Below are 16,560 nucleotides of genomic sequence, written 5' to 3'. Positions count from 1 at the left end.
AGGGGAGACGCTCGGGAGATACCAGGATGCCGACGCGGGGCTCATCAAGATCACCGAGGCTGGCCCATGGTCCCACGCTGAAATGGGGGTGAGCAAAGAACTACCTGAAGGAACGTGGGTCGTGGCGCTGGGCCATCCGCTGGGTTACGTTGCGGAGAGGCCGCCCGTCGCCCGACTTGGCCGAGTCCTTCGCAATCGAGACACCTTCATTCGCACGGACTGTCCCCTGGTAGGAGGGGACTCCGGTGGGCCGCTGGTGGATTTGACCGGCAAAGTAGTGGGCATCCACAGCCGCATTGCCGGTCCCACCACGATGAATTATCACGTTCCAGTGGATGTCTTCCGCTCCAATTGGGATCGCCTGGCCAAGGGAGACATCTGGCAGGATCCGATTCCCGGACGGGATAGTGAAGACGTCAAACGCGTTGTCGCAGGTGTCATTTCGTCTGATGTTCGGGCATGCGTCGTTATGGTTCGATGCAACGGCCGCGACACAGTCTTGGGTACTGTGGTGGGCCCCGACGGCTGGATCCTTACCAAGGCCAGCGAACTGAAATCCCCCATCACCTGCAAATTATCCGACGATCGAGAACTGCCCGCCGAAATCGTGGGAATTCAGGAAGAATACGACCTCGCCATGCTCAAGGTAGAAGCGCGTCATTTACCCCCAATCCCGTGGGCAGCTTCTGTAGATTGCAGGCCGGGCTACTGGATGATTTCCGTCGGATTTCGCCAAGATGTTCCGCTGGCTGTTGGAATCGTGGGGGCCCCACCGCGGCGGATTCCACCGCAACCGGGAATCCTGGGCGTCACGTTGGAAGACACGGAAGCAGGCCCTCGGATCACGCGGGTGATGGAACAATCGGCGGCCGCTGCGGCCGGAATTGAAGAAGGCGATATCGTGCTGGAAGTGGACGGGAAACCCACCCCCAAGACCACGGACGTCATTGAGGCAATTCGTCGCCACCGTCCCGGTGACACCGTTAAACTCAAGCTGCGGCGCGGCGACCAAACCCTGGAGATTACTGCCACGCTCAAACAGTTGGACACGCCAAGCCAGCGGCGCAGGGAAATGCAGAACCGCTCTGACGTGGGCCTGAGTCGCCGCGCGGACGATTTTCCGCGAGTTATCCAACACGATGGCGTGGTTCCGCCCCAGCTCTGCGGCGGACCGGTCGTGGACATCGACGGTCGGGTCGTGGGCATCAACATCGCGCGGGCAGGCCGGACGGAGACCTACACCATTCCCGCGGACACTCTCCTCGGTTTGATGTACGACCTAATGTCCGGCAAGCTGCGGCCGGCATCCGAGAACGCATCGGAGAGCAATGAGTCACAATCGAACTAACCTTTCCCGGGCATTCCCAAACCACTGCGTCTCCAAGTCCACCGGCGTCGCATTAATCTTACCGCGCTTCGACGACCTGCCATTCCAGAATTCCGCCAGACCAATTGGCCTGCAACTGGACGTCCAGCCGTAGGCCGGTCGTCTCCACCGGTTCAAACTGCACTTCGCTCCATCCGTTTTTGACCACTGGAGGGGCACCCTGGATAGAGACCGGGACCCAGGCGTCGCCTTTTCGGTAAAGAATCCGCCAACTAGCAGGCAGGCGGCAATGTCCGCCCCGGGGCTCATCGTCAAACCAGTACACGCGGACCCCTTTTACGACCACTGGCTTTTCCCAATCATACTGGACCCACTCCTGTGTCCCCCGGTGATCCCACCAGGTAAACCGTGGGATTGAATGATCATTGGAATCTTTCGGTTCTATCCCATCGTTCAGCGCGTCCACGGAATCACTCCTCCAGCAATGAGAAGCAGAAGGCCGAGCGCCTTCCGTGGCGCTGAGTCCTTCCTCGCCTGTCAAGGTGGCGGGATGGAGAGGCCGATACAACCGGCCTTCCCAAGTCGGGTCGTTGGGATCGAGATGACGGGGTTTGCCTGCCTGTCGCACCCAGACCACCATGGGCCCCGGATCGCGATGATCCCACAGGTGATAGGGCACGAAAACCAGCCGACGTCCATCCGCTGCCGTTCCTTTGATCACCACAATGCCCCCCAGAAGGTCCGGGCGGAATTCTGTCTCAAACTGGGGATCCCTGGCCAGCACCGCAGATCTGACGTCGAAACCGTTGTCCACAGCTTCCAGACAATAGACGATCGGTCCTCGCTGAACTGCCACGCGTCCTCGATCGGCCAGCACTTTGGGATGGGCTTCGATTCGTTCCACCGGCATGGCTAAATTCAGCGTGACTGTATCCCCATCTTTCCACTTCCTGCGGATTACATAATACCCCCGATCAAGTTTCGCGAAGTCCACCGGCGTCGCAGCCTGATCATTGAGCTTCACCGTGGCTTCTCGGCACCATGAGGGAATCCGCAGCCGAAGCGTCCATTCCACTTCCGAGGGCGGTGAGAGTGTCAGTTCAACCCGGCCGTCCCAGGGATACCGTGTTTTCTGGCGAATGTTGACCGGCTGCGAAAATCCCAGGTCCACTTTTGCCTCACCGCCAATGTACAGGTTGACGAATAACTCAACGGGGCGATCACCCTCGGCCGGTCGAATCGCATAAACGTAGCCTGGCACCGAAGGAATCAAACGAACCACATTGGTGGGACAGCAAGCGCAACCGAAGAACGGCTGGCGATGATGGTCGCCAGCGGAGGCCAACGGATTGACATAGAAGAAATGTTCCCCATCCAGTGCCACGCCTGAGAGAACGCCGTTGTAAAGTGTTCTTTCCAAAACGTCGGCATACTGAGCGTCCCCGTGCATCAGCCCCAGCCGATACGCCCACAAGACGAGTCCGATAGCGGCGCACGTCTCGCAATAGGCGGACTCATTGGGCAGCTCATAGGCCTCGCCGAAGGCTTCACCCTCGTGCCGCGCCCCAATCCCCCCAGTAATGTACATCTTGCGGAGTGTAACGTCCTTCCAGATGCGGTCCATCGCCGCCATGAGCTCTGGATCACCCGTGTATGCAGCGACGTCCGCCACGCCCGAGTAAAGATACATCGCGCGAACAGCGTGGCCAACTATTTCGCTTTGTTGCCGAACGGGAAGGTGATCCTGACAATAAGGCCCGTAAGATTGCCGATGCGTAGTGTTGCCGCGTTCATCAATAAAAAACTTGGCCAGGTCGAAATACCGCTTTTCACCGGTCACCTCATAGAGTTTGACCAGCGCCAGCTCGATTTCCTCATGGCCGGGAACACCGTATTTCTTCCCTGGACCAAAGATACTATCAATGTGGTCCGCTAACTTGATAGCCACATCGAGAAATGTCCGCTTGCCCGTGGCGCGATGATGGGCCACGGCCGCCTCGAAGAGATGACCGGCACAGTAGAGCTCGTGCATCACGGGCAAGTTGGTCCATCGTTGGTCGAGGCCTGTGAGTGTGTAATACGTGTTGAGATAGCCGTCCGGCCGTTGTGCCGCCGCAATCAACCCAATGATGCGGTCCACCTCTTTTTCCAACTGTGGATCCGGATGTTGGGCCAGAGCGTAGGCCGCCCCTTCCAGGACTTTATAAACGTCAGAGTCATTAAAATAGATGCCTTCAAATTTGCCCTCCATGAGTCCAGCGGCTTTGGCGAAGTTAGAAATCCGCCCCGTCTCCTCACACCACTTCAAATTGTGCGGGATGGACCGTTCCCGATTGGTCCGGATTCGGGGTGCCCAGAATTCGTCCTCCACATGGACAGCCGTGAAAGGAACAATCGTTAATCGTCCCGGCTTTAACGATTCCGCTGCCCAGGCGGTCTTCACTGTTTGTAATATCCCCAAAATTAGTCCGCAGCTCACCGCCCAAAAGATCAGTTGCCGCATCAGAAAACCTCCTTTTCTCATCGTGGTGAAGTCGTGGGTTCTATTGGCGGTTACCACCCATGTATGTTGGAAGCGTCGATCACTTATTCGTCTCAGCTTCCCAATTATGCGATGGCTACCTTACTTCTTACTATATTCCAGGACTTGCCCTTCGCTGAGCAACCGCTCGCGAAGCTCGTCATAAGGCACATCCTGTACGGGGACCTGCCGGGAAATGGCAAGATCCGCTGCCGCTGCTGCCGACTGGCCCAAAATCATGAATACCGGCTCCATACGAATGGAACCATACGCCACATGACTTGCCGAAACGCATACGGGAACTAGCAGATTCTGGCAATCTTCTCGCCGGGGCACGAGTGATCCGTAAGCAATGGCATAGGGGCGCGGCGTCGGCACGCCGATGTCGCCCTCGTTCTGGACGTAGCCTTCCGGGGTGATGTAGCGCTGAACGTTGTGACTGTCGATGGTGTATGAGCCCATTCCTACAGAATCGGGCGTCTCTTTTTTCCCCAGCAGGTCGTGCTCGGTCATCACGTAGGCACCCACCATCCGTCGGGCTTCACGAATGTAGAGCTGATAGGGCCAGTGGCCGTTGTCCACAAATTCATCCTTGGCCAGTCCCCATCGACGCATCTCCTTCTGCACATCTTGGGGAACCCGCGGATCATTCGCGATGAAATAAAACCACCCTTTTTGATATGTTTCATGTTCCTTGATAATTTCCCGGCGGCGTTCATAACTGGCCTCAGGATAGTCGTAGTTGTATCCGATATTATCCGTACTCATGGGACCGTGGTTGTTGGTATCGGTCTTTCGGTTGGGAATGGGATCGAATTTCGCGAACGTCTCCCGCCAACCGGCCTCGAAAATCCGTACTAAAAGCTCGTACTGCTTGGGATCGTATCCTTCCGGCTTGGGAAAAGGGACTCGATTTTCAGGTACGTCCGTCAGGCACAATCGAAAACAATAGGCCTGAACCCGATGATCGCCCTGCCCATATTCACCTGGCGGCTCGGTACTGATCCTGGGAAGGACACCGCTGCTGGGATCCCCCGGAATCCAGTAGGCACTGACTGGTTTCTTTAATACTCCAAAATGATGACGATGATGGAGAACACCAATCTGCACGCCGGCCCATTTCTCCCCATATTCGCTTTGGGATTCCCGCCCGACGCGATAGCGACACCCTGCTGCTGCCATCAGGTCTCCCTCGTAAGTCGCCTCGATGAACACCTTTGCTGCGAACACCTTTCCGCTCAGCATCCGGATGGTGTGGATTCGTCCATCTTGTTTGACGACGCCCTTTTCCCGATCCAGCCACTCATCTCGAAAGGTGGGGATTGAATATTCCCGGACAAAGTCTTCAAACACCGCTTCCGCGACGTGCGGTTCGAAAATCCACATCGTGCGGCGTTCGCCGTCGATCGCCGGCGTCCCCTGCCCCCGATTGCCGTACTCCTCCGGTTTTTGCCACTTCCAGGCTTCCGGCTTTTGATAATGTTTCCAAATACGGTGGTAAAACTCCCGAGCAAGCCCGCCAATCACGGCCTTGTTGCCGGTATCGGTCCAGCCCAGACCGCTGCTCGACATCCCGCCAAGATGCTTGTCGGGACAAACAATGGCCACGGTTCGCCCTAGCAGCCGAGCTTCCACGGCCGCTATCACGCCCGCCGAAGTGCCACCATACACGACGATATCGTATTGAAAGAGGCGCTGCTCAGCCGACGCACCGGTCCACCCAACCTGGGTGAGCATACCAATCACCGGAAGTAGCCGAAGCCATGCCCTCATGCAAATCCTCCACCCGTGATGTCGCTTTAACTCCAGCAAAAAACCTCTTTTGTCAGTTGCCATGATAACAAATCCTGCGTGGGCTCACCAGCATTTGAATCGCTGGCATTGACGGTACGCTAACCGGTACATCCAGTTGCAATGGGTTGTTCTCTGACTCACACTATAAAAAGCCGCCTGGCGAGGAAAGCGGCAGCCGCTTGGGATGAATCGGCCTTTCAGGATATCGCTCAATGCGTCAGGGTTGCTTGGACCTCACGCACCACCCAAAACCAGCGTCCCTGCGGTCTGATACCAGGGGAAAGTCTGAGAGAGCGGTAACGGTTTTGTGGAAATTCAGTTCGAATCTGGGGAGGTCATGATGATGAACCGATACAGATGGTGGAAAACCTGGGCGACGATTGTTGGAGTATTATGCTGGGTCACCGGAATGGTGTCCATTGGGGTCGGCAAAGCAAAGGCCGAGGAATCCCGGCCCAACATCCTGTGGATCACCTGCGAGGATATCGGACCCCACCTCGGATGCTACGGAGATCCGTACGCTGATACGCCCAATCTGGACCGACTCGCGGCCAAAGGCACGATTTACACCCGGGCGTGGTCCACGGCACCCGTCTGTGCGCCTGCTCGAACAGCCATCATTTCGGGAATGTATCCCAGCAGTACGGGGTCGGAACACATGCGGAGCCTGATTGTGCCTCCCGAGGGAGCCCAATTCTATCCCCAGTTTTTGCGAGAAGCGGGCTACTACTGCACCAATAACAGCAAAGAAGATTACAACCTTGAAAAGCCCGGGCAGGTGTGGGACGAGTCATCAGGCAAGGCTCACTGGAAGAATCGGCGGCCTGGCCAGCCATTTTTTGCTATCTTCAACTTCACCGTAACTCACGAAAGCCAAGTGCGGCGCCGCCCCCACGAATGGATCCACGATCCGGCCAAGGTCCGTGTCCCCGCATATCATCCTGATACGATCGAAGTCCGACAGGATTGGGCCCAATATTATGACAATATCACCACCATGGACCGAATGGCCGGCGAAAAGCTGAAGGAATTAGAAGAAGCAGGCCTGGCGGACGATACGATCGTGTTTTTCTATGGGGATCACGGGCCGGGAATGCCGCGATGTAAACGATGTCCTTATAATTCGGGCCTACAGGTGCCGCTTATAGTTTATATTCCTCCGAAATTCCAACATCTGGCCCCGCCGGACTATAAGCCGGGTGGTCGGTCGTCCCGACTTGTGTCGTTTGTAGATCTCGGCCCCACACTTCTCAGCCTTGTGGGAATCAAACCGCCGTCCTACATGCAGGGGCGGCCATTTCTCGGCGTTTACGCTGCGGAGCCGCCCGCGTATCTGTTCGGTCTGCGTGGTCGGATGGATGAACGTTACGACCTGGTTCGCAGTGTTACCGACGGGCGGCTTGTTTACATTCGCAATTTCATGCCACATCTTCCCTGGGGCCAGCACGTCGAATATATGTTCCAAACTCCCACAACGCGAGTATGGAAGCAACTGTTTGATGAGGGGAAGCTCACCCCGGAACAGGCCTACTTCTGGCAGGTCCCTAAGGCGACGGAGGAACTCTACGATCTAGCTACGGATCCAGATGAAGTCCACAATCTCGCTGGGAATCCCGCCTACCAAGGGAAATTAAAGGAGCTCCGCGATGTTCTCCGCGATCATATCCTGCAAACGCGCGATCTTGGTTTTGTACCCGAGGATGAAATCCATACCCGCGCCGGGAATGGGTCGCCGTACCGATATGGTCAGAGCAATGAGTATCCGTTAGAGCGAATTCTCCAAATGGCAGAATTGGCCTCTGATCTGAAGTCAGATCGCATCGACAAACTTGTTCAAGGTCTTCAGGACAGTGACAGTGCGGTTCGGTACTGGGCGATTACAGGCATTCTCGCTCGAGGTCAAAAGGCTTATGAGACAACCCACGAAACAGTCCTTCGAGCATTGGACGACCCGGCCCCCAGCGTCCAAATTGTAGCCGCTTGGACCGTGGGCCGATACGGCTCGCCAGAGGAATTGCAGCGCGCGCTGGACGTTTTAAAAACTTTCGTCGACTACGACGGAAAAGGTCCGTATCTTTCCATGCTGGCCCTCAACGCCCTGGATGATCTCGGCTCGAAGTCTGAACCTGTAAAGCCTGTAGTGGAAAATTTCAACCCCAAAATTCGCCCGGAACACGCCCGCCTGGGCGAGAATCTGTTCAAACTAAAAGAAAGTATTCTCGCCAAACTTTCCAAAGATACGACCAGGAACTACCGCAACAAAGCCCGGTGACAGGCTTGCAAAATGCGATGGCGATACTTCGCCGGGCCGGGACCGAATATGAGAAGTAACACAGCTTACCAGAAGGCGGTAGGGGTACGCACCAACCTACCCCTACCGCTTCTTGCATCAGGTGCCCAAGTTAATGGCTTAGCAATCCCAAAACACGGGCTCCCAAATCGATACAAGCGATGCAGAGCAAACAGGCAGTCTATCTAGACGTTTTCCCGAACAAGGTTGACGAGATCGAAACACCTAAAAATTGTTTCCATCGATCCGACCTTCTCAAGCAGTTGTTGCACATCTTCCACCGCCTTCCGTGCAGATTCCACGCTCCCATGCTGCCGGATGAAGGTGATCACCTCCTTGATGGCGACATCATCAGCCCTGACGGAAGCCTCAACCTTCGGTGGTACTAGCGACTTTCTACCCTTAATAAAATGATACCCACAACTCTTGCATACCAAAGCGCGGGCCGGACAGATTGCGCCACACGCTGAACAACGTTTACGTCCGCGACCGAGTTTCTCTGCTTTTCTGGGCATAATACGTCATCTCCTTTCGAACCAGCAAAGGTGAAACAATACACAGCTAGAACGCCGAAGATCCTCCTGATAATCTGCGCAAAGAACAACCAACTGTTTACCAGGATTGAAGCATCCCGATCCTCTTTATCCATTTCATATAACACTAACTTATACCAAGAATTACAAAAATGCAAGACACCTATTTTTCAAAAAACTCGAAAAAACCTCTTAGTCTTGAAAGCCCAGAACATGATCACCAGCCTTCTATGGCACTTTCGCACCGCGAAGCATGCCTCCAACCGTTTTATACGACCTTATTACGCTTTGGAGAATACTTCTTGATCGCAATGGGTTCAGTATAACAGATAACGTCGCTGCTGAAGACTTCTCTCAACCGGTAGAGCCATCAGCGGGGCACGCTGCTCTAGTGCAAGGATAGGGGAAGAAATTGAGGAAGTGAACATTTCAGGCAGCGACAGGATGGAAAGCCCAGCAGATCATCCGCGGTGACAAAGGACAAGACAAGCGTGACAGTCTTCGAGCAGGATCCGCTCGCTGCGTCCGCCCTGGGATCCCGGACAATCATTCGGCCTCTGCGCACGTTCACCTTTATCGCGCACGATAAGCACCCCTTCCGAAGCCCCCAATATTCGTATGGCACACGCCAGCTCGACACAACGTAACTGGTTTCCGGAAGGCATGTTTGGCCTGATCGGTGCCAGGCTGCTCGCACATGCACCACTCGCTGGCAGGGCGAATCATCCGGAAGGTCCCCAGCGAGCAGCCGCTGTTGTTTGAACCATCGGAACCATCCAAACAATTGTCATGAACCGACTCTTTTCCGGCTTTTTGCTGCTCTACCATCCGTCAACCACTTAATCGGTATGTCCTTCCCAGATTCCTTGCCGTGGTGCGTGTGGGGCAAACTGTTCAGAATTCCCGGATTAGATCCTGCCGTTCCGAGTCGCTGCGGCTTGGATTCAGCGCCAGCCGATTGTGGATAACAGGATGGACCCGCCTTGGGCCAGGTGTGACGGCCGATTCTGCCGCGGAGGGAGGTTTATTCACTCCGCTCAGAAATATTTATTGGCGGCGATCAGGTCGCGTTCCCCCGCCAGTGGCCACTGGCGGACCTGGCTCGTTGCCCTTCCCCAGCGCGAAGGGGGCATGGATGTCGGACGCGCAGGTTGGCACGACTTTTGTCGTAAGCTATGTTTTTTTCCTAAAATGACGGGTGGACCATGGCAACAGATTTGCAACAATGGTTGACTGGTAACGTTGATGTCGTGGTAGGACGCCCTACCCAACCTTTTTCCATGCTAGCGCGACCGACTACACTGCACCTTGCGCATTCCTTACCGTACGGGGCCATTCTCCGCGAGGATGGCGTCCAGTTTGTTATTTTCAGCCGCTCAGCAACGGGGATGCGCATCCTTCTCTACCGAAATGTCGAAGATCCCGATCCCTATGAAATCATTTCTCTGAATCCTCACGACCACCGCTGGGGCGACGTTTGGACGATATTCGTGCCTGGCCTCAAGGCGGGGCAACTTTATCACATTCAGGCGGATGGCCCCTGGGCACCGGAAATCGGGCATCGTTTCGACTCCAAAGCTCGGTTGATCGACCCTTACGCCAAAGCCCTGGCAGGAGACTTTCTGCCGGCGACAGATGGAATCATCAGGCCTCCCAAATGCGTGGTGATCGACGATGAGTTTGACTGGCAGGGGACTCGGCCCATACGACGTGAACTTTCCGAGACCATTATCTACGAGATGCATGTCAAGGGATTCACGCGATCCCGCACGAGCGGGGTACAATTTCCGGGCACATATCTGGGCGTTATCGAAAAAATCCCCTACCTTAAGTCACTGGGTGTGACAGCCGTTGAGCTGATGCCTGTCCATGAATTTCCAATCTTGGACATCTACGGCCAGAAACCCGCGCGACCAAATTACTGGGGCTATGATCCCCTGGCCTTCTTTGCCCCCCACCGCGGTTACGCGGTGAGTAAAGAGCCCGGAGCCCAGGTTCGTGAATTCAAGGAAATGGTTCGCGAATTACACAAGGCCGGGATCGAAGTCATCCTGGACGTGGTCTTCAATCACACTGCTGAAGGCAACGAAAACGGTCCCATTCTAAGTTTTAAGGGACTGGAGAATCGCGTTTACTACATGCTGGACAACGGCGGCAGCCGTTACAAAAACTACACGGGCTGTGGCAATACGCTCAACGGCAATCACCCGATTGTTCGGGAAATGATTTTCCACTGTCTGCGCTACTGGGTCCATAATTACCACATCGATGGCTTCCGTTTCGATCTGGCTTCGATCCTGAGTCGGGATCGGGCGGGTAATCTGGTTCCCAATCCTCCGGTCGTCGAGGCGATCGCCGAGGACCCCCTTCTCGCCGATACAAAGATCATCGCCGAGGCCTGGGATGCGGCGGGGGCTTATCAGGTCGGCACATTCGCAACGCTCTGCTGGCCGGACACCTTCGACCACTGTCGCTGGGCGGAATGGAATGGCCGCTATCGCGACGATGTGCGGCGCTTCTGGCGCGGAGATCCGGGCATGGTTCCCGCGTTCGCCACTCGACTTGCCGGTTCGAGCGACCTCTATCAGCCTGGCGGGCGCTATCCTTATCACAGCATTAACTTCATAACGTCACATGATGGATTTACCCTCAACGACCTGGTCAGTTATAACCACAAACATAATCAGGCCAATGGTGAAGATAATCGCGATGGTGAAAATAACAATTACAGCTACAACTATGGGGTCGAAGGCCCAACCTGGCACAAAGGTATCGACCTCATTCGCATGAGACAGATTAAAAATATGCTGGCCACGCTTTTTCTCAGCCAGGGCGTGCCCATGATGCTCTTCGGGGATGAATGTCGCAGAACACAACGGGGAAATAACAACGCGTATTGCCAGGATAATTCGATTTCGTGGTTTAATTGGAAGCTCGTCCATCGCTATCGGGAGCTCTGGCGATTCGTCCAGGCCCTGATTGCGTTCCGCAAACAGGAACCAACGGTGAGACGCAAAGATTTTCTTACCGGTCTACCTGTGCGGCCCGGCGGGTTGCCTGATGTGAGCTGGTTTAACTCCATGGGCGGCCCCGTGGATTGGGCCAACGCCGGCCGGAGCCTGGTGTGCCTTCTGGCTGCGTTTCCCGAGCGAGAAGATCCCAACCGTCCTAATCACCATATCCTCATGATGTTCCACGCGGCTCCGGAACCAGCACGCTTTGTGATCCCCGCAGCAGCCCGGGGACTGGCCTGGCGGCTGTTTATCGACACCAGCCGGATGGCGCCCAACGATATCTATCCCAATTTGGACGGTCCGCCACCTCCTGTGGATTGGTCCCTGACGCTGCCCGGACGGACGCTCGTGTGCTACGTGGCGCCGGACCTGTTGTGAAAGAAGCCCGTGTCCCATGGGGAGACAGGCTGTTATTCTCTACCGCCTGGGGTGAATACATACCCCACCCATCGTCGCCTGTTGCTGAATACAATAAATACGTTCGCGTTATTGTCCGATCCGGGAACAACTCCGCGTTCAATCTGGTGGCTTTGTAATAAGAAAGATACGCACTTTAGACTCGGGACGTCCAATGGTACAACGCGAGAAAATCACCACACCGGCCAGCCCTGGTAGAGTGGAACTGGCTTTTGAAGATACGGGGAGCGGTCTGCCTGTTCTTCTGATTCACGGCTTTCCTCTTGATCGGACCATGTGGAAAGCCCAATGGGAAGGCCTCAGCAATGAGTTTCGGGTGATTGTTCCCGATCTCCGGGGATTTGGAGAAAGCCAGGTGATCCCCGGTGTGGCCACGATGGAAATGATGGCGGATGACCTGGCTGGGCTCTGCGACCATCTCGGGTTGACCGGCAAAATCGTACTGGGCGGCCTGTCGATGGGCGGCTACGTGGCTTTTGCTTTTGCCCGAAAGTACCGGGACCGCCTGGCTGGTCTCATCCTGTGCGATACCCGCGCGAGGCCTGACACTCCAGAAGCGAAGGAGAATCGACGGCGCGTTGCGGAGCGGGTTCGCCGGGAAGGCCCCGGGTTCATCGCGGACGAGATGATTCCCCGCCTGTGCTGCGAAGCGACGTTTCGCAATCATCCGGAAGTCATCGACGCGATTCGTCAAATGATGCTCTCGGCGCCGCCGGAAGGTGTCGCGGCGGCAGCTCTTGGAATGGCGGAACGGCCGGATTCTACCGATCTTCTCGCTACACTGTCGTGCCCTACCCTCGTCCTGGTCGGAGAGTTTGACGCAATCTCGCCACCTGAGGAAATGCAGGCGATGGCACAGGCAATCCCGCAATCGCAATTGGTCGTCATTCCTGATGCCGGTCATCTCGCGCCGATGGAGCAACCGGATCGGGTGACGCAAGCCATCCGGGAATGGCTGAGAAGTGTAACGGTTTAGGGGAAAGTTGCCCGGATCTTATCCCCACGATTTCATTCACCCGTTCGAGTCGTTTCAGGAGATTACCAGCGGTGCGGAGTTGCCGATGTGGCTGTGAAAAGCCAGTTGGCGCTACGAGGATAAAACTCGGTGAGTTTTCTGGTTTTAAAAAAAGAAGACCTGCCCGATCCCGAAACTTTAGCCTACGGCAATCGAATCACAGTACGGCTTTTGACCAGGGCGTAGTCATCCGGAAAAGTGTGAAACGCCTGCACAAGAAAGCTTTTCGCCCGGGTCTCGTAATAGAGAAAACTCATCGCGCCGAGCGGCATTCGTCCACTGGGATCAAAGCGGAAGAACAGTCCTTGCTGGGGTGCCTCACGGTTCAGCTCATGCTGGAACACCCAGAAGACTTCAGGAGAAACGTGTTCCAGTTGGACCTCCCATTCGTAAGAAATCCCTCCCCGCCCCACCAACTGGTCTTTATGCTCCCCTTTGATATTGTGAAACATCAAACGTCTCTTCGTCGGTAACGGATGCAGGGCCGAAGTCGCGACCTCCGTCCAGGTGAGTCCTTCGTAATTCCAGGTGATGACGTGACCAGTGTTGGTGATCGCCAGTCGTACCTCGTAGCCCCCGCGACTGACCTGCCGGGTGGTGCGAATTTCAAACAATTCGGGGTGAAGCGGTCTGCCATAAAGGCTGAACGCCAATTCCGTAACCCGAGGACGAACAGTCAGCACAGCTCTATCCCCTCTTCTATGCCTAACACACACATGTGCCGGCTTCTTATACCATCTTCCGTCACAGTCACGTCCACAGGGGGATACCAGTGAGCCTCCTCGTGAACGTTTCATCGCTTATTATAAGCGTTCTTCACGCAGCCAACAAAGGGAGTTTTCTAAGCTTTCCATGTGTCCATTTCACAGCGCTTGGAAGCGCTCGTTTTATCTTGACAAATCCGTTTCACCACGCTAGCGGTCGGCAAGAAAAAGCAATCGACCGGGCATCCTTCCCGGTCGATCAGGACCCTCTTGCGCTACCCGAGACGAACGGTTCAAACATCCTTGTCGGACCGTTCGTTTAGCCGCCAGAGGGTTGAGGGTTCTCGCTTCATAATGATCGTCATCTACCGATTGAACTCCACACCGGCAGTCACGCCATTGATGAAGAGGTCCTGCGTGTTATGCTCCATCGTGATGCCCATATCGGGTACACGATAAAGGATCATATTCGACGCACGCGCGATCCCATCCATCCACAATCCCGTCCAACCGACACTCAAATTGATTTTGGATGTGATCTGGTACTTAATGGTCGCCCGCAACTCAGCAGCGGGGGCCCATTCTTCCTCCGTAGCGCTGTGACTGAAGCCAGTCGCCCGCATGAACAACGGCACGTCTTCGATAGCACCCAATCCTGGCGTCAGGCGGCTTCCCAGCACACCCTGCTGTTTGATGTTTTGAAAGTTGAATCCAGCGAAGAATCGTGCCTGCACATCGAAGGTCCAGCGGTTGTAGCTACGGAAGAACCGTCCACCGATTTGGGGTCCCACCACGTGGTTTTCCGCTTTTGTGAACCAGTAGCTGTCGGCAAGGATACCCACCGCAGTGGGAAACCCGACGCCGCCAGGATCGTTTTGCGCCAACGTTGGATCGTACGGGGCATAAGAGTACGGTGCCCACACGTTGAAATCCTCGTTCAACTCAAAGTATCGCACGCCGAGGAAAAGCTCCCAGATGGTCCCGCGCCGCGTCGGATGAAATCGGTAGATGTAGTTCAGTTCCGTGCTCCAATTCTTCACGAGGTTTTCCATCATAACACCCCAGGAAGGTTCCGGCAAAGTGTCTGGATCACCTCCCTGATCAGCATCGAGGTCTTCGATGAACGGGGCATTAAAAGTTACCGGCAAATTCTGAATATCAGTGAGCGCAGCATCCACATAGCCCTGCAGCAAACGGAACGTGGGTGGCGGGCCAAACGGCGGATCGTCGAACACGATGTCGGCACTGGCCACACCATGGGTCCGCCCCAGCGTGGAGAGGTAGTAATAACTGAAGAGCCATCCCTGATGGTCTTCAATGTAGCCAAGGTCCACCCGACTTCCATCGGTGAACTTGGAACCGATAAAGCTCGTGTCCAGGGTGTTGCTTTGAATGCGGGAGATGCCTGTGTCATAGAAGACTTCCCGAGTGAGACCGGGATAACCGATCGTCGTCACGTCCGGTTTGGAGATGCTCCAGCGGAGATATTCGCCGCTGATGAAAAACCCCTCGTTGGCGCGCCGGCCTCCTCCGAATGTGTCAATCTGCGCAGGCGCGAAATACTGCATGTCCTTGACCTGGGCTACGGCGGGGGTTGCCATTGCCAAACAGGCAGCCCAAACAATCAACCGCGTTCGGGTGTGTTGGAATCGCATAGTCCTGGTCCACCTCAATGTCTGCTAATGTCCCGTTCTCCCCTGTGGATCTCTCACTCCTTTGGAGAACCGGCAATATGGGGTTGCGACGTTAATATCGGAAAAATTGGCCTTACGAGTTGAGAAAGAATGGCAAAACTTAACGAACATACCGTAGACTCCGCGAACGCCGATTTGTCATTCCTTTCGGCCGTAAGAGGCAGCGAGCTTGAGTGCGACCCACGACAATGCAATCTCCTATTACCTAAACTGCTTGTCTTTCACAAAATACAGGACAATTGCAGATCGTTTTGGCAAGATAAGAAGTTTGAAGATAGTGGGATGAGTCGGTCGGTAAATTAAAAAAGTCCCTCACCTGTGCTCGCCGACAGGTGAGGGACCCAGCCAGGGTTTCGGTCCGTTGCTCTCAAAAATGCATTACAGGCTTTTAATCACGGCCAGTAAGCGCTGAACACCGCGTCGGCCGCCGGACGGATCGTCCTGTTGCTCCCGGTTCCACCCTCGTTGGTGACCTGAATCTTGTAAAGCTGTTGGAGATAGGCAATCTGTGAGGCATCGGCAGGTACTGGAGGAGTTCCGCGGGCCACCACGCCTGGGAGAACCGTGCCACCGTTCACGTAAGCAATGTCCTGCCCGCCACCACCCCGAATGGTGATTTCCTCGAAGAACTTCGCACGATGGACGTAGGAGCCAGAATTGAGTCGAGCCAGATTGGCTTCGAGGATGAATTTATCACTGCCCGACGTTCCCTTGAGAGTTGCCCGGTCGTACCCACCGGCCGTCGCGTACGCATGGACGTAATCAAAGTATTTCGCGCGAATATAGAAGTTGCTGTTCCGCATGATGTTATAGTCGGGGGTCCCGACATACTCGTCATCGCCAGGCGAATCGTAAAGCATGGCGGTATCTGTGCCGCCGGCTAAGGCGTATCCGTGGAGATAACGGAATCCCTCTGCCCGCAATTTGTAGCCGCTGCCGACCATCTCGCCGTAACTCGGGGTTCCGGTGAAAACGTCGTCACCCGAGGAATCGTAAAGGGAAGCCACGTCCTCACCGCCGGCGCTGGAGATCATTCGGACCTGTTCAAAATTCCTAGCCACGTGTGAGTAGGCGCTCGCGGAGTTGGTGGCCGTCACCTGGTTGGGTGAAGCCGTCATGACATCATCGCCGGCGGAATCGTACACCGTCAACTCGTCGGTGCCACCTTTCGCATCCATCGTGATTTTTTCAGCGGACCGGACTTCCACCGTGAATCCGCCGGGGAACTTGAACTGACCACCAGTCGGCCAC

At 55.5% G+C, this 16,560-nt stretch carries 9 protein-coding genes and 1 pseudogene; 4 read left to right on the top strand and 6 right to left on the bottom strand.

All coding sequences use genetic code 11. From position 1 onward, the window contains the following. A partial coding sequence (locus ABJK56_RS08295) for a trypsin-like peptidase domain-containing protein (protein WP_347244196.1) occupies positions 1-1,348 on the top strand: 1,348 nt, incomplete at its 5' end. Positions 1,349-1,406: 58 nt separating this feature from the next. On the opposite strand, the gene ABJK56_RS08290 is transcribed toward ABJK56_RS08295, so the two are convergent. Beyond that, positions 1,407-3,830: a beta-L-arabinofuranosidase domain-containing protein gene (locus ABJK56_RS08290; protein ID WP_347244195.1), complete on the bottom strand. Its 2,424-nt coding sequence runs from the start codon at positions 3,828-3,830 to the stop codon at positions 1,407-1,409. Positions 3,831-3,950: 120 nt separating this feature from the next. Then, the gene (locus ABJK56_RS08285; RefSeq protein ID WP_347244206.1) at positions 3,951-5,585 is read right to left on the bottom strand and encodes an FAD-dependent oxidoreductase; all 1,635 of its coding nucleotides are present in this window, start codon (positions 5,583-5,585) and stop codon (positions 3,951-3,953) included. A gap of 400 nt (positions 5,586-5,985) precedes the next feature. On the opposite strand from ABJK56_RS08285, the gene ABJK56_RS08280 reads away from it, so the two are divergent. Continuing rightward, entirely contained in the window at positions 5,986-7,914 is a 1,929-nt protein-coding gene (locus ABJK56_RS08280) for a sulfatase-like hydrolase/transferase (RefSeq protein WP_347244194.1), read from the top strand. A gap of 203 nt (positions 7,915-8,117) precedes the next feature. Here ABJK56_RS08280 and ABJK56_RS08275 read toward each other — a convergent pair whose 3' ends face one another. Beyond that, complete coding sequence (locus tag ABJK56_RS08275) at positions 8,118-8,447, bottom strand: hypothetical protein (RefSeq protein WP_347244193.1); 330 nt, start codon at positions 8,445-8,447, stop codon at positions 8,118-8,120. 1,298 nt (positions 8,448-9,745) lie between these two features. On the opposite strand from ABJK56_RS08275, the gene glgX reads away from it, so the two are divergent. Beyond that, positions 9,746-11,857, top strand: a complete 2,112-nt coding sequence (gene glgX / locus ABJK56_RS08270; protein WP_347244205.1) for a glycogen debranching protein GlgX — start codon at positions 9,746-9,748, stop codon at positions 11,855-11,857. A gap of 193 nt (positions 11,858-12,050) precedes the next feature. Beyond that, complete coding sequence (locus tag ABJK56_RS08265) at positions 12,051-12,872, top strand: alpha/beta fold hydrolase (RefSeq protein WP_347244192.1); 822 nt, start codon at positions 12,051-12,053, stop codon at positions 12,870-12,872. 182 nt (positions 12,873-13,054) lie between these two features. Here ABJK56_RS08265 and ABJK56_RS08260 read toward each other — a convergent pair whose 3' ends face one another. The 3 genes and pseudogenes from ABJK56_RS08260 to ABJK56_RS08250 form a co-directional block, all read right to left on the bottom strand. Next, positions 13,055-13,594: a DUF2617 family protein gene (locus ABJK56_RS08260; RefSeq protein ID WP_347244191.1), complete on the bottom strand. Its 540-nt coding sequence runs from the start codon at positions 13,592-13,594 to the stop codon at positions 13,055-13,057. 386 nt (positions 13,595-13,980) lie between these two features. Further along, positions 13,981-15,270, bottom strand: coding sequence for a BBP7 family outer membrane beta-barrel protein (locus ABJK56_RS08255; RefSeq protein ID WP_347244190.1), 1,290 nt, complete (start codon positions 15,268-15,270; stop codon positions 13,981-13,983). A 431-nt stretch (positions 15,271-15,701) separates the two neighbouring features. Then, positions 15,702-16,560: pseudogene (locus ABJK56_RS08250) on the bottom strand (hypothetical protein); the annotation flags it as partial.

The sequence above is a fragment of the Thermogutta sp. genome, assembly GCF_039793925.1.
Lineage (GTDB): Bacteria > Planctomycetota > Planctomycetia > Pirellulales > Thermoguttaceae > Thermogutta.
Note: the sequence above shows the minus strand (reverse complement) of the source record. Positions and strands in the feature narration are given on the sequence as shown.

What these genes read in the sequence shown, in the direction of transcription:
- ABJK56_RS08290 (WP_347244195.1), bottom strand. Translation starts at nt 3,830, where the DNA reads ATGCGGCAACTGATCTTTTGGGCGGTGAGCTGCGGACTAATTTTGGGG.
- ABJK56_RS08285 (WP_347244206.1), bottom strand. Translation starts at nt 5,585, where the DNA reads ATGCTCACCCAGGTTGGGTGGACCGGTGCGTCGGCTGAGCAGCGCCTC.
- ABJK56_RS08280 (WP_347244194.1), top strand. Translation starts at nt 5,986, where the DNA reads ATGAACCGATACAGATGGTGGAAAACCTGGGCGACGATTGTTGGAGTA.
- ABJK56_RS08275 (WP_347244193.1), bottom strand. Translation starts at nt 8,447, where the DNA reads ATGCCCAGAAAAGCAGAGAAACTCGGTCGCGGACGTAAACGTTGTTCA.
- glgX (WP_347244205.1), top strand. Translation starts at nt 9,746, where the DNA reads ATGCTAGCGCGACCGACTACACTGCACCTTGCGCATTCCTTACCGTAC.
- ABJK56_RS08265 (WP_347244192.1), top strand. Translation starts at nt 12,051, where the DNA reads ATGGTACAACGCGAGAAAATCACCACACCGGCCAGCCCTGGTAGAGTG.
- ABJK56_RS08255 (WP_347244190.1), bottom strand. Translation starts at nt 15,270, where the DNA reads ATGCGATTCCAACACACCCGAACGCGGTTGATTGTTTGGGCTGCCTGT.